At 54.8% G+C, this 25,187-nt stretch carries 25 protein-coding genes; 14 read left to right on the plus strand and 11 right to left on the minus strand.

The features are described from left to right. Window positions 1–161: 161 nt before the first annotated feature. Together TH4_RS11800 and TH4_RS11805 are read left to right on the plus strand one after the other, a co-directional pair. Window positions 162–752, plus strand: coding sequence for a sigma-70 family RNA polymerase sigma factor (locus TH4_RS11800; protein ID WP_064781306.1), 591 nt, complete (start codon window positions 162–164; stop codon window positions 750–752). Further along, window positions 749–1,453: a ChrR family anti-sigma-E factor gene (locus TH4_RS11805; protein WP_064781240.1), complete on the plus strand. Its 705-nt coding sequence runs from the start codon at window positions 749–751 to the stop codon at window positions 1,451–1,453. The genes TH4_RS11800 and TH4_RS11805 overlap by 4 nt, the downstream gene beginning before the upstream one ends. A 79-nt stretch (window positions 1,454–1,532) precedes the next feature. Here TH4_RS11805 and TH4_RS11810 read toward each other — a convergent pair whose 3' ends face one another. Genes TH4_RS11810 through TH4_RS11820 form a run of 3 tightly spaced genes read right to left on the minus strand, consistent with a single transcriptional unit; the run spans window position 1,533 to window position 3,952 of the window. Continuing rightward, window positions 1,533–2,420, minus strand: coding sequence for a 23S rRNA (adenine(2030)-N(6))-methyltransferase RlmJ (locus TH4_RS11810; RefSeq protein ID WP_064781241.1), 888 nt, complete (start codon window positions 2,418–2,420; stop codon window positions 1,533–1,535). Window positions 2,421–2,425: 5 nt separating this feature from the next. Then, complete coding sequence (locus TH4_RS11815; RefSeq protein WP_083997080.1) at window positions 2,426–3,169, minus strand: rRNA large subunit pseudouridine synthase E; 744 nt, start codon at window positions 3,167–3,169, stop codon at window positions 2,426–2,428. Between the two features lie 48 nt (window positions 3,170–3,217). Then, window positions 3,218–3,952, minus strand: a complete 735-nt coding sequence (locus TH4_RS11820) for an SIMPL domain-containing protein (protein ID WP_064781307.1) — start codon at window positions 3,950–3,952, stop codon at window positions 3,218–3,220. Between the two features lie 236 nt (window positions 3,953–4,188). On the opposite strand from TH4_RS11820, the gene TH4_RS11825 reads away from it, so the two are divergent. Continuing rightward, window positions 4,189–4,866 carry a D-lyxose/D-mannose family sugar isomerase gene (locus tag TH4_RS11825; protein ID WP_064781243.1) on the plus strand — a complete coding sequence of 226 codons (678 nt, stop codon included), beginning with the start codon at window positions 4,189–4,191 and terminating at the stop codon, window positions 4,864–4,866. A gap of 80 nt (window positions 4,867–4,946) precedes the next feature. On the opposite strand, the gene TH4_RS11830 is transcribed toward TH4_RS11825, so the two are convergent. Then, a complete protein-coding gene (locus TH4_RS11830; RefSeq protein ID WP_064781244.1) occupies window positions 4,947–5,906 on the minus strand; it encodes a TPR end-of-group domain-containing protein in 960 nt (319 codons plus the stop codon). Between the two features lie 471 nt (window positions 5,907–6,377). Between TH4_RS11830 and TH4_RS11835 the strand changes: the two genes are divergently transcribed. From TH4_RS11835 to TH4_RS11850, 4 genes are all read left to right on the plus strand, one after another. Continuing rightward, window positions 6,378–7,394: a GGDEF domain-containing protein gene (locus tag TH4_RS11835; protein WP_064781245.1), complete on the plus strand. Its 1,017-nt coding sequence runs from the start codon at window positions 6,378–6,380 to the stop codon at window positions 7,392–7,394. 217 nt (window positions 7,395–7,611) lie between these two features. Continuing rightward, complete coding sequence (locus tag TH4_RS11840) at window positions 7,612–8,655, plus strand: GGDEF domain-containing protein (RefSeq protein ID WP_064781246.1); 1,044 nt, start codon at window positions 7,612–7,614, stop codon at window positions 8,653–8,655. Window positions 8,656–8,737: 82 nt separating this feature from the next. Next, entirely contained in the window at window positions 8,738–9,922 is a 1,185-nt protein-coding gene (locus tag TH4_RS11845) for a BaiN/RdsA family NAD(P)/FAD-dependent oxidoreductase (protein WP_064781308.1), read from the plus strand. Between the two features lie 121 nt (window positions 9,923–10,043). Beyond that, the gene (locus tag TH4_RS11850; protein ID WP_008889714.1) at window positions 10,044–10,235 is read left to right on the plus strand and encodes a PLDc N-terminal domain-containing protein; all 192 of its coding nucleotides are present in this window, start codon (window positions 10,044–10,046) and stop codon (window positions 10,233–10,235) included. Window positions 10,236–10,303: 68 nt separating this feature from the next. Here the strand turns inward: TH4_RS11850 and TH4_RS11855 are convergent, their stop codons facing one another. Both TH4_RS11855 and TH4_RS11860 read right to left on the minus strand, forming a co-directional pair. Beyond that, window positions 10,304–12,070: a TRAP transporter permease gene (locus TH4_RS11855; RefSeq protein ID WP_064781247.1), complete on the minus strand. Its 1,767-nt coding sequence runs from the start codon at window positions 12,068–12,070 to the stop codon at window positions 10,304–10,306. A gap of 74 nt (window positions 12,071–12,144) precedes the next feature. Further along, the gene (locus tag TH4_RS11860; RefSeq protein ID WP_083997074.1) at window positions 12,145–13,107 is read right to left on the minus strand and encodes a TAXI family TRAP transporter solute-binding subunit; all 963 of its coding nucleotides are present in this window, start codon (window positions 13,105–13,107) and stop codon (window positions 12,145–12,147) included. A gap of 57 nt (window positions 13,108–13,164) precedes the next feature. Between TH4_RS11860 and TH4_RS20655 the strand changes: the two genes are divergently transcribed. The 3 genes from TH4_RS20655 (at window position 13,165) to TH4_RS11870 (ending at window position 17,354) form a co-directional block, all read left to right on the plus strand. Next, entirely contained in the window at window positions 13,165–13,434 is a 270-nt protein-coding gene (locus TH4_RS20655; RefSeq protein WP_157097746.1) for a hypothetical protein, read from the plus strand. A 107-nt stretch (window positions 13,435–13,541) separates the two neighbouring features. Further along, the gene (locus TH4_RS11865) at window positions 13,542–14,957 is read left to right on the plus strand and encodes an MFS transporter (RefSeq protein ID WP_064781248.1); all 1,416 of its coding nucleotides are present in this window, start codon (window positions 13,542–13,544) and stop codon (window positions 14,955–14,957) included. A gap of 204 nt (window positions 14,958–15,161) precedes the next feature. Further along, complete coding sequence (locus TH4_RS11870; RefSeq protein ID WP_064781249.1) at window positions 15,162–17,354, plus strand: malate synthase G; 2,193 nt, start codon at window positions 15,162–15,164, stop codon at window positions 17,352–17,354. Between the two features lie 111 nt (window positions 17,355–17,465). Here TH4_RS11870 and map read toward each other — a convergent pair whose 3' ends face one another. From map to pcaH, 4 genes are all read right to left on the minus strand, one after another. After that, window positions 17,466–18,215 (minus strand): type I methionyl aminopeptidase, encoded by a 750-nt coding sequence (gene map / locus TH4_RS11875; RefSeq protein ID WP_064781250.1) that lies wholly within the window; start codon window positions 18,213–18,215, stop codon window positions 17,466–17,468. Between the two features lie 48 nt (window positions 18,216–18,263). Next, window positions 18,264–19,934 carry a GGDEF domain-containing protein gene (locus tag TH4_RS11880; protein ID WP_083997075.1) on the minus strand — a complete coding sequence of 557 codons (1,671 nt, stop codon included), beginning with the start codon at window positions 19,932–19,934 and terminating at the stop codon, window positions 18,264–18,266. A gap of 194 nt (window positions 19,935–20,128) precedes the next feature. After that, window positions 20,129–20,758: a protocatechuate 3,4-dioxygenase subunit alpha gene (gene pcaG / locus TH4_RS11885; protein ID WP_064781251.1), complete on the minus strand. Its 630-nt coding sequence runs from the start codon at window positions 20,756–20,758 to the stop codon at window positions 20,129–20,131. 3 nt (window positions 20,759–20,761) lie between these two features. Beyond that, window positions 20,762–21,475, minus strand: a complete 714-nt coding sequence (gene pcaH, locus TH4_RS11890; protein WP_157097747.1) for a protocatechuate 3,4-dioxygenase subunit beta — start codon at window positions 21,473–21,475, stop codon at window positions 20,762–20,764. 104 nt (window positions 21,476–21,579) lie between these two features. On the opposite strand from pcaH, the gene TH4_RS11895 reads away from it, so the two are divergent. Beyond that, complete coding sequence (locus TH4_RS11895; RefSeq protein ID WP_064781253.1) at window positions 21,580–22,560, plus strand: LysR family transcriptional regulator; 981 nt, start codon at window positions 21,580–21,582, stop codon at window positions 22,558–22,560. Continuing rightward, window positions 22,557–23,192, plus strand: coding sequence for a trimeric intracellular cation channel family protein (locus TH4_RS11900; protein WP_063089269.1), 636 nt, complete (start codon window positions 22,557–22,559; stop codon window positions 23,190–23,192). The genes TH4_RS11895 and TH4_RS11900 overlap by 4 nt, the downstream gene beginning before the upstream one ends. Before the next feature lie 25 nt (window positions 23,193–23,217). Here TH4_RS11900 and phnF read toward each other — a convergent pair whose 3' ends face one another. Beyond that, window positions 23,218–23,931 carry a phosphonate metabolism transcriptional regulator PhnF gene (phnF, locus tag TH4_RS11905; protein WP_008889703.1) on the minus strand — a complete coding sequence of 238 codons (714 nt, stop codon included), beginning with the start codon at window positions 23,929–23,931 and terminating at the stop codon, window positions 23,218–23,220. Window positions 23,932–24,064: 133 nt separating this feature from the next. Between phnF and phnG the strand changes: the two genes are divergently transcribed. Then, complete coding sequence (gene phnG / locus TH4_RS11910; protein WP_064781254.1) at window positions 24,065–24,565, plus strand: phosphonate C-P lyase system protein PhnG; 501 nt, start codon at window positions 24,065–24,067, stop codon at window positions 24,563–24,565. Beyond that, window positions 24,562–25,185 (plus strand): phosphonate C-P lyase system protein PhnH, encoded by a 624-nt coding sequence (phnH, locus tag TH4_RS11915; protein ID WP_064781255.1) that lies wholly within the window; start codon window positions 24,562–24,564, stop codon window positions 25,183–25,185. Before phnG ends, phnH begins: the two co-directional genes overlap by 4 nt. The last annotated feature ends 2 nt before the right edge of the window (window positions 25,186–25,187 follow it).

The following is a 25,187-nucleotide window of genomic DNA, read 5'->3' on the forward strand; positions in this document are numbered from 1 at the left end:
TCGCGGATCACTCGGATTATTTTGGATTTGTTTGCCTGAACTGATTGTAAGTGTCTGGTAGGAAACATACATTTTTATTTGATCCGAATGAACGTGGCCGACGTAGGAATTGCATGATGAACACAATTCTGGCGCGGCCCCAACAGGGACCTGAAACAAAAATGAGCGGCACCATACCACGACGCACCGGGCCAGCCGATCCGGTCGAAGCGAAAAGATGTGCCGATTGGATTGTTTCCGTCGCAGCGACACGCGACCGGGAAGCATTTGCGCGATTGTTTGCGCATTTTGCCCCGCGCGTGAAAGCTTACATGTTCCGGTTTGGCGGTAATCCCGAGACCGCCGAGGAAATGGCACAGGAAGCAATGATGCAGGTTTGGCGCAAAGCGCACCTGTTTGATCCTGCGAAGGCAGCCGCCAGTACGTGGATATTTACCATCGCCAGGAACCTTCGGATTGACCGGTTCCGGCAACGCAAACATATCGAGGTAGATGATTCCGACCCGACTTTGATTGTCGACGAAGATCCGCTGGCAGATGACGTAGTCAATCGCGACCAGGAGGCCGTCCTTGTCAAAGCTGCAATGGAAGAATTACCTGCCGACCAAAAGGTAGTTGTTGAATTGTCGTTTTTCGAAGATTGCTCACACAGTGAAATTGCCGAGCGTCTTGATATCCCGCTGGGAACTGTGAAGTCCCGTTTGCGGCTTGCGCTTGGCAAGTTGCGTGGCGGACTGGAAGGTGTCGCATGAACATCAAGCATCATCCAACCGATCAGACATTGATGGAATATGCCAGTGGTTCGCTGTCGCAAGCGATGGAGCTTCTGGTTGCAACCCATATGACCGTGTGCCCGCATTGCCGTGACAAGGTCAGTGGTTACGAAACCATGGGCGGTGCCGCGCTTGAAACCACGAACAGCATGTCGATGGCGGATCATTCGCTTGATCACGTCATGGCGATGCTTGAACGTGAAACAGCGAACGAAAACATCGTTGCGCAAGAATTGCCGTCATTGCGTCGTGTTGCGGTCGGTGAAAGCATTACCGGCAGTGCCATGAGCGCTCTGCCAAGGCCGCTTGCCGATTTGCTGCCCGACGATGTGACGTCGCTTGATGATATTCCGTGGAAATCGCTTGCACCGGGTGTGAAGCATTTCCAGCTGAAATCCATCGAAAGCAAGGGCACCGTGCGCCTTATGAAGATCGCGCCGGGTGTTTCGATCCCCGATCACGGGCACCATGGTCATGAAATGACCCTGTTGATCAAAGGATCCTACATCGATGAGATCGGGCGGTTCCGGGCCGGTGATGTGGCAGACCTCGATGATGATGTCGATCACCAACCGATTGCCGACACCGCCGAGGAATGCATCTGTTTGATCGCAACCGATGCGCCGATGAAGTTCAATCGTCTGCTGCCAAAATTGCTGCAGCCTTTCTTTGGCATCTGATACCTGTTACCAATGCGTCCCAACGCATCGAGGCCCCGCTGGCAACACGCCTTCGGGGCCTCTTTTCTTTGCAGCGGGTCTATGCGGCGGGCACCAGCCAGCGCATCTGATGGTTTGCGGGTCCCGGCAGCTTGCAGGTTCTCGCAAGCCAGTTTCCGATATCGCCAAGTTGCTGATCAAACTGCCACGGCGGATTGATGACCAGAAGGCCCGTACCGCGCATGCGGCCCTTGGCCCCACCCTGGTCGGTGGCAAGTTCGGCACATAGAACGCCACCAGATGCCTTGATCGCGGAAAACGATTTGCGAAGGTCGGCATCAAACCCATCCAACAGGATCGGGTACCACAACATGAAAGTCGCAGTTGGCCATTTTTCCCAGGCTTCGTGGATTGCCTTGGCGGCCTTTTGATAATCCTGCTTCACATCATAGCTTGGATCCATCAGAACCAGTCCACGGCGGATGGCGGGCGGCATCATGGCAACAACACCCTCATAGCCATCGCGCTTGTGCAGATGAATGCGTGCATCACGCTTGACCCTGTGATGAAGCATTTCATGTTCACGCGGATGAAGTTCCATCAGGACCAGTTCATCATCGTCGCGCAGCATATCGCGGATGATAAATGGTGATCCTGGGTAAAACGGACCTTGGTAATCATCGCCTTCGCGTACCCCATAATCACGGCCCTTCGCGACCGGATCAAACGTGGCGACATAGTTTAAGAAGTGTTGCAGCATTTCGGGTGCATTGGCACCGTCCTTGGCGCGCGCATAACCGTCTTTCCACTCGCCGGTTTTGGCGGCCTGTTCACTGCCAAGGTCATACCAGCCCGATCCGGCATGGGTATCAATCACGCAGAACGGTTTGTTCTTTTTTCGCAAATGTTCAAGCACCAGCCAAAGGGCTGCATGCTTGTGCATGTCGGCAAAATTCCCGGCATGAAAGCCGTGCAGGTAACTCAGCATGGCGGCTATCCTTTCTTCGGGCGCGAACGGTGGCGTGCAGGTTTATACCCGCCTTTGCGTGGACCTTTGCCCGCCTTTGCGCCTTCACGCGCGATATTGGCTTTGTCGTCGGCATTGGGGGCATTGGCAAGATCGGGCACCTGATTGCGGCGCGGCGGCTTGGCCGATCCGGGGGATAGCCTTCGATGGGTGGCAGGCGGCGCATCGACCTCGATCACCTTCCATTCGCCGGGCGCCAAACCATCGAGGGTCCAGTCCCCGATGGCATGCCGGATCAAACGCAAGGTCGGAAAACCGACGGCGGCGGTCATGCGGCGTACCTGGCGATTTTTGCCCTCGGTAATGGTCAGTTCGATCCAGCTTGTCGGGATCGCCTTGCGATAGCGCACCGGTGGGTCACGCTCCCAAAGCCCGGCCGGTTCATCGATCCGCCGGACCTTGGCGGGCAAGGTCATGCCGTCTTTAAGCTCTACCCCGCGGCGCAGGGCATCAAGCGCGGCGTCAGTGGGTTCGCCATCGACCTGCACCAGATAGGTTTTGGGTTTCTTGAATTTCGGATGGGCGATCTGTGCGTTCAGCGGCCCGTTATCGGTCAGAAGCAACAAACCCTCGCTGTCGCGATCAAGCCTGCCGGCGGCATAAACGCCGGGCAGATCGATATAGTCAGCCAAGGTCGCCCGACCGTTTTCACGGTCGGTGAACTGGGTCAAAACGCCATAGGGTTTGTTAAACAGGATCAGTTGCGCCATGGCGCGCATAAAACCAGCTTTGACGAGGCTGTCAACTTAGTTCAGCCCCTAATCGCGGATGAGATATTCCATCGTGGTGACCACGCGCACGGTCTTGTTGATCTGGTTGGCTTCCATCATGTTGGGGGCGCCATCGGCGGCCAGTATCTGAAACAGGCCCTGTGTCGCGCGGCGTATACCGCCCAGCTCACCACCGGAATCCGCGGCAAATTGCTGGGCTGCTTCGCGGGCGTTGGCGGTGGCAGCCGCGATCATTTCCGGTTTGATATCGTTAAGACCGGTGAACAGATAACTCGGCCCCGGGTTATAACCCTGCCCGCCCAGAACAACACCACCCTGCAACAATTTGCCGATATCCTGGGATGCGGCAACCACCGCATCAACATCATCGGTGCGGACCTGAATGGTCTGATTGACGATATAGCGGCTTTCAATCGGCCCGGAGCGATAGGACTGGGCAAGCTGATCGGTTACCTGAAGGTTTTGCAGCTCGGTCGCTTCGCGACCGATGCCGTGGCTGGCAAGAAATTCAAACAACGTGTTGGTGTCAGCGTCAATCTTGGCCTGTGCATTTTGCAGCACATCATCAGTCGCGACATAGGTAATCGGCCAGACGGCCTTGTCGGCCTTTACATCGCGTTCGGCCAGTCCCTTGACCGTGACATAGCGATCAAGGGCACGCATGTTTTCAATACCTGTCCCGACCAGCCAGCCCGATGCGGCCAGTCCTCCGGCGACAACGATTGCCGCGAAAACTTTGGCAAATCCCGATGATTGCGACATGATGCAGTTCCCCTGTCCGGTTTCGGGCGATATCGCAAACATGATATCACACTGTATGATTTTCATTGTATTGCGCTGAAAAACGGCGATTGCGGGGCAACTTGTGATGCGAACCGCCAAGACCCGCACTGTGAAATCGAAATGTTTTGAATGCATTCAAAAACTATCGCATTCACCATTCGGGCGTGGTAAAACCCCGCCCAATCAATCATGCCAAATGCCACAAGAGGTCAACCATGCTGCGTTCTGAAATCAATGCCTGTATCGAGCATGCCAAGGAACTTTATGCATCCATTGCGTTCAAACTGCCGGAATGGGCGCATTACAGCCCGGCGCAATGGGAAGCTGAACCTGATCTGGCTAAATGGTGCCGAAACCATCAGATGGGCTGGGATGTCACCGATTACGGCGAAGGCAATTTTGAAAAGCGCGGCCTGATCCTGTTTTGCCTGCGCAACGGCATCCTGCGCCAGCCGGGCGAAGTGCCCTATGCCGAAAAGATCATGATCGTTGGCGAGAATCAGGAATGCCCGTGGCATTACCACAAGGTCAAAATGGAAGACATCATCGTGCGTGGTGGCGGCAACCTGGTGATCGAGCTGTGCAACCTGACCGAAGACGGCCAGATGGACCGCGAAAACGAAGTCCGTGTACGCACCGACGGCAAACTCAACATCCTGCCCGCTGGTGGCAAGGTTGTTCTGGAACCGGGTCAAAGTGTGACCCTGCCGCGTACGCTGATCCACCGCTTCTATGGCGAAGAGGGCAAGGGTCCGGTGATCGTCGGCGAAGTGTCGCAGGTCAATGATGATTTGACCGATAACTACTTCTTTGATTGCGATGCGCGCTTTACCGAAATCGAAGAAGACGTCGCACCGATCCACCCGCTATGGAACGAACTGCCAAGCAGCTAAGCGACTGCAAAAACCCGGATATAAGAAAGCCCTGCAGCAATCCTGCAGGGCTTTTTCGTATGTGGCTTGAAGTTCCCGAATTACTCAGCTGGCGGCAGGTCTTCCTTTTTGCCGAGAATCTGGGTGAATTCCGGCATGTCACGCAGCGGTTCGAATTCTTCCTCAGCCCAGGCGGGCTGGCGCATGGTATCGGATAGTTCAACAGCACGTTGCAGGTCAGCAAGGGCGGCTTCCTTGAAACCAAGGCCGGCATTGGCACAGGCACGCTGATAGTAACCGTTGGCGTTTTCGGGTGCCTCCGCCAATAGCCGATTGCACAGACTAAGTGCCCAGTCACGATCCCCGAGTTGCAAGGCAGCGTCCGCCTTGTAGGCCATGACTTCCGGATCACCGGGTGCGAGTTCGAGGATCTTGTCATAGGTTTCGATCTTTGCCCGCGGATTGCTGAGCTGGTTGGCTTGCAGCCACAGGGCATGAATGGTCTGGGTGCGTTCTATCTCGTGCTGATGTTCGTTGATCAGCTTGGATTTCAACAGCAATTCGTTTTCAAGCGAGGTGAGTCGCCCTTCGAATTCCTGCGACAAACGTTGCAGTTCGGTATTGGCCAGATTGCGCACGCTTGATTTCAACTCGCGCAGAGACTGCCATCCCAGCATAGTCAAAAGCGCACCGACGGCCGCCACGAAATAGAAGAAGTAGGTCACGGTGTTCGATGAATAGGAAATCGCCTTGTCGATGGCCTCAAGCTGCCGGTTAACAACCTCGCGCAGCAATTCGGCACGCATGCCCTGCATTTCGGTACGCAGGTTTTTCAACTCATCAAGTACATAGCGTTCCATCAGGGGCGGCATGTTGGACCGTTCCTCCGCAGACAGGGGACGATAGTCGATCGACGGAACATCGGTCGTACTGTCGGTGACCTGACCATTGACCGTCGTCTGGTCTGTTGAACCGCTGGTCTGGGCGTTTACAACGTCACCTGACAAAACAAAGCCCAACGCCACCACGACAGCAGCCATCAAAGCCGATAGTTTCTGCATCTTTTTATCCCGTTTTCTTTTCCGGATCGAAGCCGTTTCCTGACAAAGGCAGACTAGGGTCCACACTCATTCAAATAATCGTCCCGGTCACCCGGATTTGTGCGGATACGCGAAGCAAAACCGCAGGAAGATATGTATCTTTCAAGGTTTTGCGACAAAGTGGCCCGTGCAAATCCGGGTGATCCAAAGGACAATTGATATGAGAGAAAGCCTCTGCGTCAAATCCCTTGACCGGGGGGCACCCCGATCTGCGGGCTTTTCCTTGCCATTTCTCTCATATCAATTGCCGGGGCGGTCATTTGAATGAGTTTGGACCCTAGGGCTTAGACGTGAACAAACCGATAAAACTACAACCGCTGCGCTCTGTACGCGCATGTGGGAAAGCTGATATACTGCGTGTGCGAAATGCGCGGCCCAGACTTAAAGAAGTGCCTTTACATCCGACGATATCACTCCTTCAGGTTCCCAGGAATGCCTCAGCAAGAACAATACCGGCAGCGGTCATACGCGCTGTCGCGCGAAGCGCTGGAATTGATCAATGAATTGGGTTTGAGTGCAAACCCGATCAATTATGCTGTGTTCTTTGCCTATGTCGAAAAATCAAACGATGACCTTGTTGCGCTGATTGATATTCTGCGCGGCAACAAGCGTGCGTTGGATGATGTCAAATGCCACGAGCTTTATCAGCGGTTTATCGATCCCAGTCGGGCAGAGCTTCTGCGTGAAACCATTTCCCATGAGCTGCACCGGCAGGTTTCCGATCTGATTGATCGACTGGCAAAAGGCAAGGAAGTTATCAGTACTGCCGATCTGCGGGATGCTGCCCGCGATCTTTTGGGGATGGAAAACCGGGCCAACGCACAACAGGCCGCAAAAGACGTGAACGATGCCGATCCGGCACCGGTCGAGGTCACCCAGCTGCTTCTTGATCTTGAGGAAATGAAACGCGAAGCCCACACAGACGGGCTCACGGGGATTGCCAATCGCAAGGCCTTTGACGAAAGCCTCCGCGACGCGGCAATGACAACGATGGAACGGGGTGAGCCCCTGAGCATCCTATTGATCGACATCGATCATTTCAAACGGGTCAACGACAAACATGGTCATCAAGCTGGCGACCAAGTCATCAGGACATTGGCCAAGACCCTGCAGCAGAATGTCAAAGGACGCGACACCACCGCGCGCTATGGCGGTGAGGAGTTTGCCGTCGTCCTTCCGGCCACGACGCTTACGGACGCCATGCGGGTTGCGGAAAACATTCGCGCATCAATCGAGGCTCTTCATCTCAGAAGTTTCAATCGCAACGAAGATCTGGGCCGGATCACGGCATCCGTCGGGGTTGCGACGTATCAGCTGGGTGAACCCCTGACCCGTGTGATAGATCGTGCCGACCAGGCGCTTTATCTTGCCAAGGCGAATGGCCGAAACTGTGTGATGAACCAGAATGACCTTCTGACCCAGCCGATCAATCGCGCAGAAAGCGCATAAGCGTCCCCCATCACAATTGACCTGTTTTATCATGTGAAATCAAAAATCGCCCGGATTACGGGAGGTTCGATGATTTAAATCAAACCTTTCGCATATGCGTTTGCATAGGATGTTGCCGAAACTTATGGCGACATAATTCTACTGCAGGCAATTGATGAGCGCGTACGGGTTTAATCACAGAACAGCTCAACAACACAGCAACGCTGCCCACAAACTAATGGCAGAGTTGGGTGTGGTTTCGCATCCGGACAATTTCCAGCTGTTTTTTACCTATGTCGCGCATACGAACTTCGATCTTTGCCGCACGATCGACATTCTGCGCAGCAACCATCGCGAATTTGATGAAGCACAGTGCGAAGAACTTCATACCCGTTTCTTCAGTGACAAGCGCGAAAACGAAATCATCGAACGCATTTCAAACGACTTGCGCGCGCAGCTGGGCAGCATCCTTGATACCGTGAACAAGGTCGGCGTCGACACACGGAAATACAAAAAGGCGCTTGATCATTTCTGCTCCTATGTCGGGGACAAGAACCGCAACCTCAGCAATCTTGAACAGGCACTTCATACCCTTCTGGGCGCCACACGCGAGATGGAGGGCGTCAACCGCAGCCTTGAAAGCCGGTTGACGAACAGTTCGTCGGAAATCAACCGTCTGCGCGAAGATATGGAAAACCTGAAACGCGAAGCCATGACCGACGGGCTGACCGGCATTGCCAATCGCAAGGCGTTCGATATGCAACTGCGCGATGGCATGATGCATGCCATGGAAGATGGTCAGCCGCTTTGCCTTTTGCTTCTTGATATTGATCACTTCAAAAAGTTCAACGACACCTATGGTCATCAGGTCGGCGATCAGGTGATCCGTTTGATGGCAGAATCGCTGAAACGCAATATCAAAGGCCAGGATACTGCGGCCCGCTATGGCGGGGAGGAATTCGCAATCATCCTGCCAAGCACGTCGCTTGGCAATGCCGTGTTGTTTGGCAACAAGCTGCGTCAATATATCGAAAGCCACAAGGTCGTGACCAAAAGCGGCAAGACAATCATCAGCAAGGCGACGGCATCAATCGGGGTGGCTGAATTCCGTCCCGGCGAACCGGCCGCCAAACTGATCGAACGGGCCGACAGGGCGCTTTACTTCGCCAAGGAAAACGGTCGCAATCAGGTTGCAAGCGAACAACAGATTGAACCATCCAAAACCGCTGGCAAACGCGGGGACCTAAAACCCCCGAGTTCCAGAGGCATCGCCGCCGAGTAGGTATTTGCGCCACTGGCACTGACAAGGCCACGTTTTCCACGTATAAGCAGGTCCGAAATTCACATGAATGGATCTGACGGGCTTGAAAAAGATTGATGTTCTTGTCATCGGGGCGGGTGCGGCCGGCCTGATGTGCGCGATTGAAGCAGGAAAACGCGGAAGAACCGTCGTGGTGGTTGATCATTCGACCAAACCGGCGGAAAAAATTCGTATTTCCGGTGGTGGGCGCTGCAACTTTACCAATATCCACACCAGCCCGGAAAACTTCATTTCCGAAAACAAGCGGTTCTGTGTTTCAGCCCTTAAACGCTATACCCAGCAAGATTTCATTGATCTGGTGAACCGGCACAATATTGCCTGGCATGAAAAGACACTCGGCCAGCTTTTCTGCGATGAATCGTCCTTTCAGATCATCGATATGTTGCTTGATGAATGTGATGCCGCCGATGTGACGATCAAGCTTAATACCGAGATTTCCAACATCATCAAACGCGATGATGACGGCTTTGACGTCACCACGCGCACCGGTGCGCAATGGACCTGCTCGTCGCTGGTTGTCGCATGTGGCGGCCTGTCGATCCCGAAAATCGGCGCTACCGGGTTTGGCTATCAGATCGCACGACAGTTTGGCATCAATGTCATTCCGACCCGTGCCGCACTTGTGCCGTTTGTTTTCGATCCGGATCTGCGTGCGCGTACCGGTGAACTTTCGGGGATATCTGTTGATGCCATCGTTCAATGCAACAAAAAGCAATTCCGCGAAGGTTTGCTGTTCACCCATCGTGGCCTTTCCGGCCCGTCGATCTTGCAGATTTCATCTTATTGGAACGAAGGCGACAGCATTACGGTAAACCTCAACCCGGAAGAAGATGCGTTCGATCTTTTGAAAACGGCCAAGGGTGAAAACCCGAAACAGGCGGTGCATACGGTTCTGTCACGCATATTGCCAAACCGGCTTGCCCAGATGTTTGCCGCCACCCATGGCCTTGATCGCCCGATTGGCGAAACCGGTGACAAGGCACTGCGCAAATTGGCGATGGATGTCAATCAATGGGCCCTGACACCAAGCGGTACTGAGGGGTATCGCACGGCCGAGGTCACGGTTGGCGGGGTCGACACCAATGCCCTTTCATCGAAAACAATGGAAGCGCGTGACGTGCCCGGCCTTTATTTCATTGGCGAAGTGGTTGATGTCACGGGCCATCTTGGCGGCTTCAATTTCCAGTGGGCATGGTCATCGGGCTGGTCTGCCGGACAAGTGGTTTAAACTACCCTTCCGAACCCGCCTGATGCACTGATTGAATTCAGTGCGGGAACAAACGAGAAAACCAATCGTTTGAGTTGTAAGCGCGGTACAGATACCGCAGCAACAAATGTGAGGTTGGAACATGCTTGAATATGGTGGAATTATCGGACTTCTCGTCCTGATTGCCGATATATGGGCAATCGTGAATATCATGGGCAGCGGTGCAAGCACCGGTGCAAAAGTATTGTGGACAGTACTTGTTGTTGTCCTGCCGGTCCTTGGCCTGATTATCTGGTTCTTTGCTGGCCCGCGCAGCGGACGCGCGACCGCTTAAAACCGGTTAAATCATTTCCCTCAATGACGAAAAAGGCCGACAGGAAACTGTCGGCCTTTTTCGTGGTTCTAAACACCCGCAGCAAAAATTACCGCACCACCAAGTGCAACCATGCCGATCCGCTGCCAGACAGGTCTGGGCGCGATCAGGCCATATGAAATGGCCGTCAAACCCACCGCGACCTTAAGCCCGGCGATGATCGCCCAAACCGGATCGCTGCCAAGTTCGATCAGCGTGCTGTTGGCGATCATTGCCAGTGGCACGATATAAAGCCCGATGCCAAGCGCCATCGCCGTTCCGGCGACCTTGAGCCAGTTTTCCTCGACCATGCCCGCGGCAATGAACACCGCCCCGCAAACCGGCGGCGTAATCGTCGATAAAAGCGCAAACCAGAACACAAACAGATGCGCCTGAAGCGGTTCAAGCCCGAGCTCTATCAACGCGGGCCCGGCAACCGAAACACAAATCACATAGGCCGCCGTGGTCGGGACTTCCATCCCTAGGATCAGACAAGCCAGTGCCGTCAGCAAAAGAGCCGGCCACAACATGCCACCCGATCCGGAAATCAGAAGCGAGGTGATCTTCACACCAAGTCCGGTCAGGCCGAGAACCCCGATCACGATCGACGCGCACAAGATGATCGAACCGATCATTGCCACCTGACGTCCGGCATTAAGGCAAACATCGGCAAACCGTTGCTTGCTGCGCGGCAAATCAACCGTCAGATCCGCATCAAGCAACAGCAAAGCTGCCCCGGCCAGAAGTGCTAGGCAGGCGGCATATTGTGGTGTGTAACCACCGCCAAACATGCCCCAAAGCAAAATGGTAAATGGCACCAGGAAGAAGGTCGATGTGATTACGACCGACCGCAGGTTCGGGCGATCTTCCTTTGGCACGCCGGGAAGATCATAGCGCATGGCAAAGGCATTGATGCCAACCCAGACGGCAAGGAAGTAAAGGACAGCCGGCAAGATGGCCGCGACCATGATATCGACATAGGGCTTGCCGGTAAGTTCCACCATCACAAACGCCCCTGCCCCCATCAGTGGTGGCATGATTTGCCCGCCACTGGATGCCACGGCCTCAACCGCAGCCGCCAAACGTTTGGGGTAACCAAGCTTAGTCATGGCAGGCAGGGTGATTGCCCCGGTCGAGGCCACGTTGGCCGATGCAGACCCCGATATCGAGCCAAACAGGGCAGATGACACGACAGAAACCTTCGCCGCCCCGCCCTTAAGCCGACCGGCGGCGGCACCTGCGACATTCATAAATCCCTGACCGGCTTCGCCGCCATTCAAAACCGCACCGAAAATAACGAAGATCGCGACGATATTGACCGACACGCCGGTCAGGCTGCCCCAAAGGCCGCCCTCTGCGATGGTCAAGGTGCCCAGCATACTTTCAACTGGCAGCCCGCCATGGCCGAATTCGCCCGGAATATGTTGCCCAAACAGCGCATAAAGCAGTGCAATTGCCGCCACCGTCGGCAACGGCCAGCCAATCGCACGGCGCGCCATTTCAAGCACGATCAGCAATAACGCCGCTGCCAGCACGATCTGGCTATTTCCCATCAGGAAACCGTATTGGTCGCCAAGCGTCTGATGATTGGCAACGATCCAACCACACCCAAGCAGACCAATCAGGGTCAGGATGATGCCAGAGATTTTCTGTGCGCGGGTTTTGGCAACAAAGATCAGCGCCCAAGGCAGGGCAAGCGCCATATGGATTGGGCGGCTTACAAGATTGGGAACCAATCCTGAAAAAATCAGCCACAGGTGAAAGGCAATTGAAACGGCGCCAAGGGCGATCCAGAAGGGACGAGTGGTGGCTGACATAATCTAAATGGCTTGTTTGACAAGAAACGGCCCGGCAAAACTGCCGGGCCTTGAACATGTTATCTGATCAGCACTTAACGCTGATCGTCAAGGATGGAGAACCCGACTTCGTCATAGTAACGCAGTGCACCGGGATGCATTTTGCCCGTGATGTTGGCAAGCATTTCCGGGCTGACACCGTTCCACCAAGAAGAGCTTTCACCCATTTTCGCCTTCTGCTCCCAGAAGGTTTTGGTCAGCGCATACGCCGTATCGGCATCCATCTGGGTGGTAGCGAAGGCAACAACCGAAAGCGATGCGGTGGTGATGTCTTCTTCCTGACCGTTATAGGTCCCGGCCGGAATGACGGTCTTGTCACGCTTGGTCTCGGCAAGCTGATCTTCGGACAGCGACAGAACAATGACATCGCTTCCTGCCGCAGCCTCGATCACGTTCGGGGCGGGCCAGGAACCAGCGGTCACGAAACCATCAATCTGACCGTTTTTTAGGGCTGCCACCGCATTGGAAAGTTCGGCATCGGCCAGATCGACCTTGCCTTCAAGACCAAACAGCTGAAGGTATTTTTCACCTTCGCGCGCGCCAAAGGACCCCTTGCCAAGCAGGATGGTCTTGCCTTCGAGATCGGCAAAGCTGGTCGCGCCGGAATCAGCACGCATCACGAAATGCATGGTCAACGACGGGATCGGGAACAGGGCGCGGACTTCGGCAAACTTTTCGGTCGGACGTCCGTCGAACGGGCCTTTGCCGTTCTGGGCCAGGCTTACGAGACCGGGCGGGGAGGTGAAGACATAATTGCCCGGACGCACCATGGCTTCCATGACGTTCTGAACCGAACCCTGACTTTCCTCGACGGTGACGATGATATCGCCATCGGTACCGGTTTTCATTGCCTCGGCAAACTGGGCCGCCATCTGGTAATAGGATGACGCGGCCTTGGCCGATTTCAGGGTGACGCGGGTTTCAGCCTGCGCGGCATTCGCCACGGACAAAGCCATCATACCGGCGGCAATCACGCCGAGTGTGCGCAAAATTTTCAAGGTTTCCTCCCCTTGTATGGTCGGTTCATCATTTGGCTTGAATGCCGATTATCATCAATGAACCTGAAGTCTGGTGGTGAAACGCAAAATCCAACCCCGGATCGCGGGATTTTTGGCAAATTGCGTCTGATTTCGGTCCATAGAAAGCATCAACACCCCCAAGGTCAAGCTGCTTGTGCGATTTTCACCGAACAAAGCCTGCTTTGGCGCCAAGTAAAGCCGCTTTACACATATCAGTTGCGCGAAACCGGCACTATGCGCGTGGGCCAAGCGGGATTAAAGAAGGTTCATAATTTTTGCGGAACTTCTTGTGCGCCGTGGTGTTAAACACAAAATGCACTATTCCCCTTGTGTGCCAAGGGCTTGTAAGGATTGACACGGTCGATCCCCTTGCCGCAGGGTGCCTGCCTGATTGAAACTCAAACGAGGATGCCATGCCGCGTTCGCCGGTCGCCCTTATTATTGCACTGTCTGCAACGCTTTTCGCGGCGTTTGCGCTGAATAGTGGGGCATCTCTGCAATCATCGCTGCTTGCACTGCGTGCTTCCGCCGAGGGATTTGCGCCGGTCTATACCGGTATCATCATGGCATCCTATTATATCGGGTTCGTTGCCGGCATCATCTGGGGGGCGAGCCTTGTCAACCGGGTCGGCCACATCCGAACGTTTGCTGCATTGGCATCGGCCGCATCGGCCATCACACTTTTACATGCCGTTCTGGTTGATCCGATTACCTGGTCGCTGTTTCGCATCATGACCGGCCTGTGTGTTTCGGGCCTGTATCTGGTGATTGAAAGCTGGCTGAATGCGCAAGCGGACAATACATCGCGTGGTGGGACGATTGCGATTTACATGACGGTTTCGCTTGGCGGGCTGGCAATTGGTCAGCTGTTGCTGAACGGTGCCCCGGTCAGCAGTTTCGAGCTGTTTACGGTGGCGTCCGTCCTGTTGTCGCTGTCGCTTGTTCCACTTGCCCTGACCCGCCAGCCACCGCCCTCTGCGGTCAGCGGTGAACGCATGACATTCCGCCGCCTTTACAAGATTTCGCCGCTGGGCTTTGTTGCCGCATCGGGTGCAGGCGTACTTTCGGGTGCGGTTTATGGTGTCGGGCCGGTTTTCGCCGCTGACCTCGGACTTGCGACCAATGAGATCGCCTATTTCATGTTCTTCGTCATTCTGGGCGGCATGATCATGCAATTTCCGATCGGCAAGATTTCGGACATGGTGCCGCGCCAATATGTGATGATTTTCGTTCTGACCGGACTTGCGATCTGTGGATTTTTCCCGCTGGTTGCGCCGGATCTTGTCCGCGACAATCTGACAGTCTGGGGCGGGATCACGGGCGTGTTCATCATGCCGGTTTACGGCCTGGCTGTGGCCTATGTGAATGACTACCTTGAGCCCGAGGACATCGTTCCTGCATCTGGTGGTCTTCTGATCATTTATGGCGGGTCTGCTGCGTTTGGTCCAATTCTGGGATCCAGTGCAATCGGTTATTTCGGCCCATGGGCCTTGCCGGTCCTGTTTTCAATCGTTGGCATTTGCGTTGCAAGCTTTGCAATGTACCGCGCCGGCTTTGGCCGTCGTATCTCGATCGAGGAACAGGGTCAGTTCGTTGCCGTGCCACGCACGACGCCAATGGCGTTTGAGCTGTCACCGATTACCGACGACATCAGTCTCAATGACGAAGACGACAGCACAGAGCCAGATAATGAAACAAAACCAATGGACCCGCATGATCTGCAAGATGTGCTGACCCCGGATGGTACGGCACATCCCGACGACATCGGACAGGTGCCGCCGGCAGACACGGACGGCACGACGGATCCGAATGCAGACAAGAAGATGTGAACGTCTGTCGATTGGGGCAGAATGATCAGGCTTCCATAATGCGGAAAACATCCCGCAATTTTGAAACCTGCTGTGGACCCGGGCCTGCTTCAACCCATATGTTGTGAACCAACGATAGGCGAGTTGCCTTTGCCGCGCTTTATGTGTTCGTCGGCAAAGCCATATTAATCGCCCGAAACAGTTCCAAGTCTGGTGAGAGAAAACATGACCCAACGCATCCAAGAAGGTGGACTTCAGATTGCAAAAGTGCTGCACGATCTGGTGGCCAACGAAGTCATTCCGGGAACCGGGATCAGTTCCGATCAGTTCTGGGCATCCTTTGAAAAGCTCGTCACTGAACTTGGACCCCGCAACAAGGCGCTGCTGGCAAAGCGCGACGAATTGCAGGCCAAGATCGACCAATGGCATCTGTCGCGTCAGGATCAGCCACGCGACCCGGCTGCCTACAAGGAATTCCTGACCGAGATCGGTTATCTGCTGCCAGAAGGCGATGATTTCTATATCACCACCACCCATGTCGATCCGGAGATCGGCCGGGTGGCGGGTCCGCAGCTTGTCGTGCCGGTGATGAATGCGCGCTATGCACTTAATGCCGCCAATGCGCGCTGGGGCAGCCTTTATGATGCGCTGTATGGCACCGATGTTATCGACGAAGCCGACGGCAAGGAAAAGACCAAGTCATTCAATCCGAAACGCGGCGCTGCAGTTGTGGCTTATGCCGCGAACTTCCTTGATGAAGCCGCACCGCTTGCGACCGGCAAACATGCTGATGCCACGAAATACGAAGTGCGCGAAGACGCGTCAGGCTGGTGGACGCTTGTTGTCACCCTGTCTGATGGCAGCGAAACCGCACTTGAGCTGCCCTCCCAATTCATCGGTTACAACGAAAAGGACGGCAAGTTGACCGATGTCTTGCTGCGCCGTCACAGCCTGCATATCGAAATCCATATCGATCCGACGCATCCGATTGGCAAGGAACATGCCGCTGGCGTGTGCGATGTCATTCTGGAATCTGCGGTCAGCACCATTCAGGATTGCGAAGATTCGATTGCCGCCGTTGACGCCGAAGACAAGACCGTTGCCTATCGCAACTGGCTTGGTCTGATGAAAGGCACGCTTGAAGAAAAGTTCGAAAAAGGTGGCAAGACGATCACCCGTCGTCTGAACCCGGACCGGACCTATCAGGGCTTTGACGGGACTGAAGTTGTCCTGCCGGGCCGCAGCCTGATGCTGATCCGTAATGTCGGTCACCTGATGACCACCGACGCGGTGCTTGATGCCAATGGCGATGAAGTCCCGGAAGGCTTCCTTGATGCCATGGTCACCAGCCTGATCGCCAAGCATGACGTGATCGGCAATAACGAACTTTCGAACTCCCGCCATGGTAGCGTCTATATCGTGAAGCCGAAAATGCACGGCCCCGAAGAAGTCACGCTGACCAACGATCTGTTTGCCTTTGTCGAAAAGGCGATTGATCTGCCGGAACATACCCTTAAGGTCGGCATCATGGATGAGGAACGCCGCACGACGGTCAACCTCAAGGAATGCATCCGTGCCGCCAAGGACCGTGTGGTCTTTATCAATACCGGATTCCTTGACCGTACCGGTGATGAAATCCATACCAGCATGGAAGCAGGCCCCATGGTCCGCAAGGAAGCGATGAAAGACCAGTACTGGATCGCGGCCTATGAAAACTGGAACGTTGATATCGGTCTTGAATGCGGCATGAAGGGGGTTGCCCAGATCGGCAAGGGCATGTGGGCCAAACCGGACCGCATGGCCGAAATGATGGAAGCCAAGATCGGCCATCCCAAGGCCGGTGCGAAATGTGCCTGGGTTCCATCACCGACGGCAGCAACCCTGCACGCCATCCACTATCATCAGGTTGATGTCCGTGCGGTTCAGGACGAGATTGGCAAACGCGAACGCGCAAGCCTTGATGATATTCTGGCGATCCCGCGTCTGGGTGACATCAAGCCGATGCCAAGCGAAATCCAGGAAGAGCTTGATAACAATGCCCAGGGCATTCTTGGCTATGTTGTGCGCTGGATCGACAGCGGGATCGGCTGTTCCAAGGTACCAGACATCAATGATGTCGGCCTGATGGAAGACCGTGCAACGCTGCGTATTTCAAGCCAGCATATTGCCAACTGGCTCCATCATGGCCTGTGCACGGAAGATCAGGTGATGGAAACCATGAAGCGGATGGCCGCCGTCGTCGACAAGCAGAATACCGGTGACCCGACCTATCGCAACATGGCCCCGAACTTTGATGACAGCATCGCCTTTGCGGCGGCCTGTGATCTGGTCTTCAAGGGTCGCGAACAGCCGAACGGTTACACCGAACCGGTCCTGCATGCGCGCCGTCGCGAAGCCAAGGCAAAATACGGTTCGTAACCGCGAAACCGCATTTCAAACACACACAAAACAAAAGCCGCCCGACACATTCGGGCGGCTTTTATGTTGCAAGAAATGCTGCAGCATAAACTGCAACATTTTTAACGGGGATCAGTTCCCCAGCGTCATGATTTCATAGCCCTTTTCGGTGACAACAAGGGTGTGCTCGTACTGCACGGTTGCGTCACCGGTATCGGCATACAGCGTCCAGCCATCTTCGCTATCAAGCGCCCATTTCGCGCCACGCGACAGAAACGGTTCGATGGTAATCACCTGCCCCTTTTTAAGGGCGCGGCGTTCCTTGGGGTCATCCCAGGTCGGGATGGTGTGGGGATGTTCATGCAGCGACTTGCCAATACCGTGGCTGGCAAGATTGCGGATCAGGGTATAGCCACCCTTGCGGGCGAACATTTCGATCTTAAGCCCGATCTCGCGGATCGGCGCCTTGTCACGCACCACCTTGATGCCCGCCCACATGGCTTTCTTGCCGTCTTCGCAAAGCTTGGCGATTTCGGGCTTTGCCGTGCCGCAGATGAAGCTGGCACCCGTATCGGAAAAATAGCCATCAAGCGATGCCGAAACATCGATATTGACCAGATCGCCATCGGCCAGAACCAGATCACCGGGAATACCATGCGCGACCGCGTCATTGACACTGATACAAGTCGCTCCGGGGAACTTGTATTCGCTTTCCGGGGCGGACACCGCACCGGCATCCTCAAGAACCTTGCGGCCGATATCATCAAGCTCGGCGGTTGTGATCCCCGGGACGATGGCCGCCCCCATGACATCGCGCGCACGGGCACAGATCCGCCCGATCTTGCGCAATTGTTCGAGTTCTTTTTCGGATGAAATTGTCATGAAATGCTTATTGCGATGCCCTGAGACAAAGTCAAGAAAACCCGCATTTCATGCCAGCGACGACTTGCTGCCGGACGGCTCACCATCATCAGACGCAAGCACATAACAGTTCTTGCCACGCGCCTTGGCAGCATAAAGCGCATCATCTGCCTGATCGAGAAGCACATCAATGGTCTTGCCATGCACCGGACAAAGGGCAATGCCGATGCTCATGTGAATGGAAACCCGATTGCCGCCGGTAATGAAGGGCATCTGGATGTCGTTCAATATCCGTTCGGCCAACATTGTGGCTTCACCCTCGCCACTCGTTCCGACATGACACACCACCACCATCTCATCACCGCCCAGACGCACAACCAGATCGCCACCGCGCACACAACGACGCAACCGTTTTGCCACTTCGCGCAGGACATCATCGCCAGCTGAATGACCGAACTTGTCATTGATCGGTTTAAAGTCATCAAGATCAAGCATCATGACCGCAAGCTGGGTCTTGTGGCGATCGGCATGGGCAAGGGCATGTTCGAAATAGACATCAAGTGCCAGACGGTTGCCAAGTCCGGTCAGGCTATCATGATGGGCAATGTGTTCCATCTGGCCAAGGGCCGCGTCCTTTTCCGTCAGTTTGGCCAACAAGGCATTGAGGCTGTTTGACAGGATCTTGATTTCTCTTGCGCCATCAAAATCAGGAAGACGTTCAATTTCGCCACGTTTCATCGCCTCGATCGAACGGGCCATCTTGCCGATCGGTCCGACAAAGAAACCAGCCCCCCACCACGCGATCACGCTGGAGACGATACTTAACACCAACCCCCACGCCATAATGTCGCGGCGCAGGACATAAACCGGCTCAAGCGCCTCTTCGACGGGCTGACGCACCAGGATTGACCAGTTCAGACCTGCATAATCAAGGTGACCATCGGCCGGGGCATAGCCAGTCAGATATTCTGCGCCATCCGGCCAAGTGCTGATCTTCCATCCGATATTGTTGCGCTGTGCCTGCTGCAGAGCATCAAGTTCAAGCGATGATCCGACCATCGCCCCATCCGCGCCCAAAAGAACTGTGCCATCGGCTGATACCACAAATATATCGACATCCCGATGGATCCCCTGCCCGGCAAAAAGGGTTTTGCGGACATTATCGGCCCATTCCCAACTCAGATGGGTGGCAAATACACCGGTGAACTGATCGTTTTTATTGAACAGGGGAACGGCAATATCGACAAACTGGATCGGCTCCCCGTTATAAAGCGGGAATTTTTCAGCCAGCAATTTCGCATCGTGAACATCACCGATGAACTGTCCGTTCTTGCCGTACTGAAATACCGGACGCTGCGCGATATTAGCCCCGAGCAACAAGTCGTTCGTCGACGCAACCACCGTCCCGTCGCGATCAAGCACACCTATCCAGGTAAAGATCGGGATTTCGCGACTTAGGCGATTGACGATACTTGAAATCTGTTGGGTATCTTCGAGCTCTTGGAGGACAGAGAGCGTGCTTAGGACCGAAACCTCGCCACGGTGGGTCCACATGGTACGGTCAAGCTCATCAGCCATCTGACGGGCAATATCAGAAACACCCAGACCAATCTGTTTTTGCAGATCGGCACCGGATCGCTTTCCGACCACAAAGCTCATCAGTACGGTCAGGCCAACCAGCAGCAGCGCTGTTGCCAGAGCTACTTGCACACGGATTCCGACCTGTAACAACTTGTTCAAGGCTGACCCTCTCACTCTCTATCACCGGGGTCTTCTTTTTGTTTTTGAAACCCTCAGCAGCGGTTGTTTTACCACACCGCTTTTATCAACGTGAATATAAGAATCAGCGGACGGCTTTTTAAGTAGTTGATTGAACAAAAATACGGCAACCGCGAAGGGCGGTCGCCGCATTACCCATACAGTTTTACGCGCTGTTAGATGTCAAAAAACACGGTTTCGCCATCGCCCTGCAAGATGATGTCAAACCGGTAGACCGGGATCGATCCGCTGTCATCACGATCCGCAATCAGGGTCTTTCGACGGGTTTTCTGTTCGATCAGGTTCAGAACAGGATCAGCCGCATTCGCTTCTTGTTCGTCGGCGAAATACATCCGGGTATTCAGCCCAATATTGATACCACGTGCCACGATCCAGAAGTTTATATGCGGCGCCATGTCTTTGCCATTGCGGCCGGAAACCACGCCTGGCTTGATGGTTTCAAAGCGATAGACGGCCGTATCGAAATCCGTTCCCGTCCGGCCCCAGCCGCGGAAACCCTCATCGACCTTGCCTGATTTCTGACGATCAAGTTGGTGGTTGTAGCGCCCGTCCGCATTGGCCTGCCAGATTTCAAGCAGCGCATCACGCAGTGGCGTTCCGGTGCCATCAATCACCCGCCCTTCGATGATGATCCGTTCCCCACGGGTGTTTTCATCGGCCAGAACGTTGGTAAAGTTGTTTTCAAAAATGTCGAAACCAGCCTGACTGGGAATGAGCCCAATATGCACGTATGGGCCCGCCGTCTGGGAAGCGGTTTCTTTGAGATAATCAAGGCTTTGCACCATGGATCAGTTTCCTTCCAGACGATTTTCAAACAGGGTTGAACGACGCCCGCGCAGAACGATGTCAAACTTGTAGGCAATGGTATCAAGCGGCACCGAGCCCTTGAGATCAATTGGTGCAATCAGGCGGTTGATCGCATCTTCGTCCGGGATGACATGCACAATCGGACATTCCTTGATCAATGGATCGCCTTCGAAATACATCTGGGTGATCAGGCGCTGGGCAAAGCCGGAACCGAATACCGAAAAATGGATATGGGCCGGACGCCAGCTGTTGACGTAGTTGCGCCATGGATACGGACCCGGCTTGATGGTGCGGAAAAAGTAGTAACCGTTTTCATCGGTCAGCGCACGGCCACAGCCGCCAAAGTTCGGATCTATCGGCGCAAGATAGGTATCTTTCTTGTGGCGATACCGTCCGCCGGCATTGGCCTGCCAGAATTCGACCAGCGTATTGGGCACCGGACGGTTGTTTTCATCCAGAACCCGCCCATGCACGAAGATGCGTTCGCCAATCGGATCGCCATCCTTGGCGTAGTTGCGGATCAAGTCATTATCAAGCGGCCCCAGTTCGTTCTGACCGAAAACCGGACCGGTAATTTCCGACAGGGATCCTTGCAGCGACATTAGCGACTGGCGCGGGGAACGCGCAACGGATGTCTTGTAGATCGGGGTGTAGCCTGCTGGCTGCAGCGTTCTGTCACGCTGATAGAATTCCATGATTTTTCCTCCGCAGATGATGCTCCGGACTGTTGAATGTCCGCGTTAAACGCATCCTGCGTGGCTAATTGCATAAAATAAATGCATCATTTATCATCTTATTCATGAGTAATTTTGATCATTTGGAACTGGACGGCCATGCGCTGCGTCTGTTTCTGGCCGTTCTGGAAGAAGGGTCGGTCACAGCCGCGGCCGAACGGCTTGGCGTGACGCAATCAGCGGTCAGCCATAACCTGACCAAATTGCGCCGGATCATGCGCGATCCGCTTTTCACCAAATCCGGGCGCGGGATCGTGGCAACCGCGCATGCACAAAACCTGGCCGAACAGGCGCGGTTTCTTCTTGATCAGATGCAGGCCTTTGCAAGTGGTGCGCATTTCGAGCCGGATGGCGCATCCATGAGCCTGACAATTGCCGCCAACGATCTGCAGCGTGATCTTTTGCTGCCAACGCTGTTTCGTAATCTGAAAGGCGCGCTTGCCAATATCCGGATGACGGTGGTGCCGTCCCTTCTGCCCGGACCGGCCTTGTTGCGCGAAAATCATTGCGACCTTCTGATTTCGCCGCGCCCGCCCGAAGGCGTGGATATCGTGCAAAAGCGTCTTCTGACCGATCATTACATGGTGTTTTATGATCCGGATATGCGCGACGCCCCGCAAAGCGATGACGACTATCTATCCGCACGCCATATCACGGTGCGCTATGGCAATAACCGCACGCTTGAGTTTGACGACATGCTTGAAAATCAGGATGTTGAACGCAACATCGTTTTGCGGGTACCGAACTTTACCGCCATTGCCGAATTCCTGCGCGGAAGCAATATGATCGCAACCTTGCCAAGCCTTCTCCAAAAACATGCGCTGCGTGATTTTGCCCGTGCGCCGATGCCGCTGGCGGGTCTAAAAAAGGGCACGCTTGATCTTCCTATTTTCATGTGTTGGCACCAAAGATATCAGCACGACCCATCGCATCGCTGGTTACGTGAACAGCTTGAAGACGTTGCCGCAGCCAGATTGCGCATGCCGATAGAACACCCCGTTTCGCAACCCACAAATCACGGGCAGCCCCCCCAAAGGACATCATGACGATTACTGAAATCATCTATTGGCTTGAACTGGCAGGGGTCGCCGTTTTTGCGATTACCGGCGCGCTTGAGGCATCCCGTCGTCAGATGGACATGGTCGGATTTGTCCTGATTGCGACCTTTACCGGCATCGGCGGTGGCACTGTGCGTGATGTCATTACCGGGGCAACACCAGTTTTCTGGATACGCGACACCACCTGGCTTGTGACCTGCATCGGGGCTGCCGTCATCACTTACTTCACCGCCCATCTGGTGGAACGGCGTTATGTTGCCTTGCTGTGGCTGGATGCGCTGGGACTGGCAATGTTCGGGGTCACCGGGGCGGCCATCGGCCTTAATCTGGGTGTATCCCCGTTGGTCGCAATCGTTCTGGGCATGATCACAGCCACCTTTGGCGGCATGGTACGTGATGTTGTCTGTAATGAAATCCCGCTGATCCTGCGCCCGGAAATTTATATCACCTGTGCGCTGGTTGGGGCAGGGATCTATGTGATTGGTACAGCAATCCTTGATTTGCCACGCGGGCCGATTGCCGTGATTGCGTTCTTTGCGGCATTCCTGATGCGGGCATGTGCGATCAAGTTCAAGCTAAGCTTCCCAGTCTACAGGGCCCGTCCAGGTCGGGAATACTAAGGCAGCACACCCGTTGTTCCATTCCCTACTCGACGATCAACTGAACCCGGTCGCTTGAAAAGGCGGTGACACCATATTCAATTGGCGCACCAGCGGAATCGACATCGACACTTTCCGTCGAAATCACCGGTCGATTGCGTGCCTGTTTAAGCAGGTTGGCAACACGTGATGACGGAAGCGTTGCCGAAATGCGCGTAGTCTTTCGCGTGTAATCGTCAATCCCGAAGCGTTTGAAGGCCTCTGTAAGCGATTTGGTTTCGACAAATATCTCGACAATGCCGTCAAAGCGCGCGGCGGGAAGATAACTTGTCGCAACCGCAAGCGGGACACCATCGGCCTCGGATACTGAAAACAGTTCAATCACCCGCGTGCCCGGTTTGACATCCAGGAACTGCGCGATGGTCGAATTGGCTTTGAGGACCTCGGAGGAGATCAGGCGTTTGTCAGGCAATCGATGACGGCCCGATACGATCTGCGAAAACCGGGTTTTGGAACCAAGCGGGTAGTCAAGGATCTGTTCCTGAACAAAGGCCCCGCGCCCCTGTTCGACACGGACAACATTGGAATCAACAAGTGCCGCCATGGCGCGGCGCACCGTATGACGATTCACCCCAAAGCGCCGGACCAACTCCATCTCGGTCGGCATCTTTTCGCCGGGTGTGAAAACACCGTCAGAGATATCAGCCAGAAGCTGCTTTTCTATTTGCTTCCAAATAGATAGGCCCGGTTCCCAATCCATTGCATTCCCCGTTCATAAAACTTTCACCGCAAGACCTTTGCCTTTGGTGCTGGATCGTCTTATAACGTCAATAGGTATAGACGTCTATACAAATTTTGGATTTGTCGACATAAGTTGAAAAGGGATCAGTTTGATGACGGCGCACCCCGCCCCGAATGCCCGGACAGATCAAAACCGGAATGCAGACAAACCCGGCGATCCGCATATTGCCGCGCGCCAAAAATGGATGTCGGTTCTGGCCCGCACATCCCGTGCCCGCCTTGAAACCGAATGGTCGGAAAATCACGGTAATGAAAGCTGGACACACCTGCGCGAACCGCAGATCGGCATGGTGATGGTCCGCGGCCGCGCTGGTGGTGCCGGGCAGCGTTTCAACCTTGGCGAAATGACCGTAACGCGTTGTGCCGTCACGCTGTCAGACGGCACGGTCGGGCATTCCTACGTCAAGGGACGTGATCGCATTCAGGCGCAATATGCCGCTCTGTTTGATGCGGTGATGCTGCGTGACGGATCGGCAAGCGATTTCATCGACACCCTGGCCGCCGAACAGGCCGCGGCCAAACGCGATCATGCCCGCAAGGTTGCCGCCACCAAAGTTGATTTCTTCACCCTTGTCCGCGGAGAAGACGAATGACGCCCCAACCCCAATCACCCCCCGCCCAGACAAGCGACTTGCTGCCCGGTTTTGATCATGCGGCCTTTGATTCAAACGCTGTTTTTCGCGCCCTGTTGGATGCGATGTCGCGTCCGGGTCGCATTTATGATTTGCCGGTCAATATTTCCGCCCCCGATGGCCTGAACAAAGCCGCCACCGCAACGCTACTTGCCATGGCCGATATGGATACCACAGTCTGGATGTCACCAAACTGCGCGACCAAGGCCGCAGGCGATCATTTGAAATTCCATTGCGGCTGCCCGATCAGCACGGATGTCAAACAGGCCGATTTTGCAATTGCGCGCATTTCCGATGATCTGTCCTTTGTCACCGATCTTGCCGTTGGCAATGCGGAATATCCTGATCAATCCGCAACCCTGATCCTGATGGTCGATGAGATTTCAGATCGCCCGTCCATGACCCTGAAGGGTCCGGGCATCAAGGATACACACAGCCTTTGCATCAAGGGGCTTCCCGAGAGCTTTCACGCATGGCGCGCAGAAAACCATCACCTGTTTCCGTGCGGCGTTGATGTGATTTTCGCAAGCGACACCCAGATCGCCGCCCTGTCGCGCACCACCCGGATCGAGGTCAATTAATC

The organism is Thalassospira tepidiphila MCCC 1A03514 (genome assembly GCF_001662875.1).
Taxonomy (GTDB): domain Bacteria; phylum Pseudomonadota; class Alphaproteobacteria; order Rhodospirillales; family Thalassospiraceae; genus Thalassospira; species Thalassospira tepidiphila.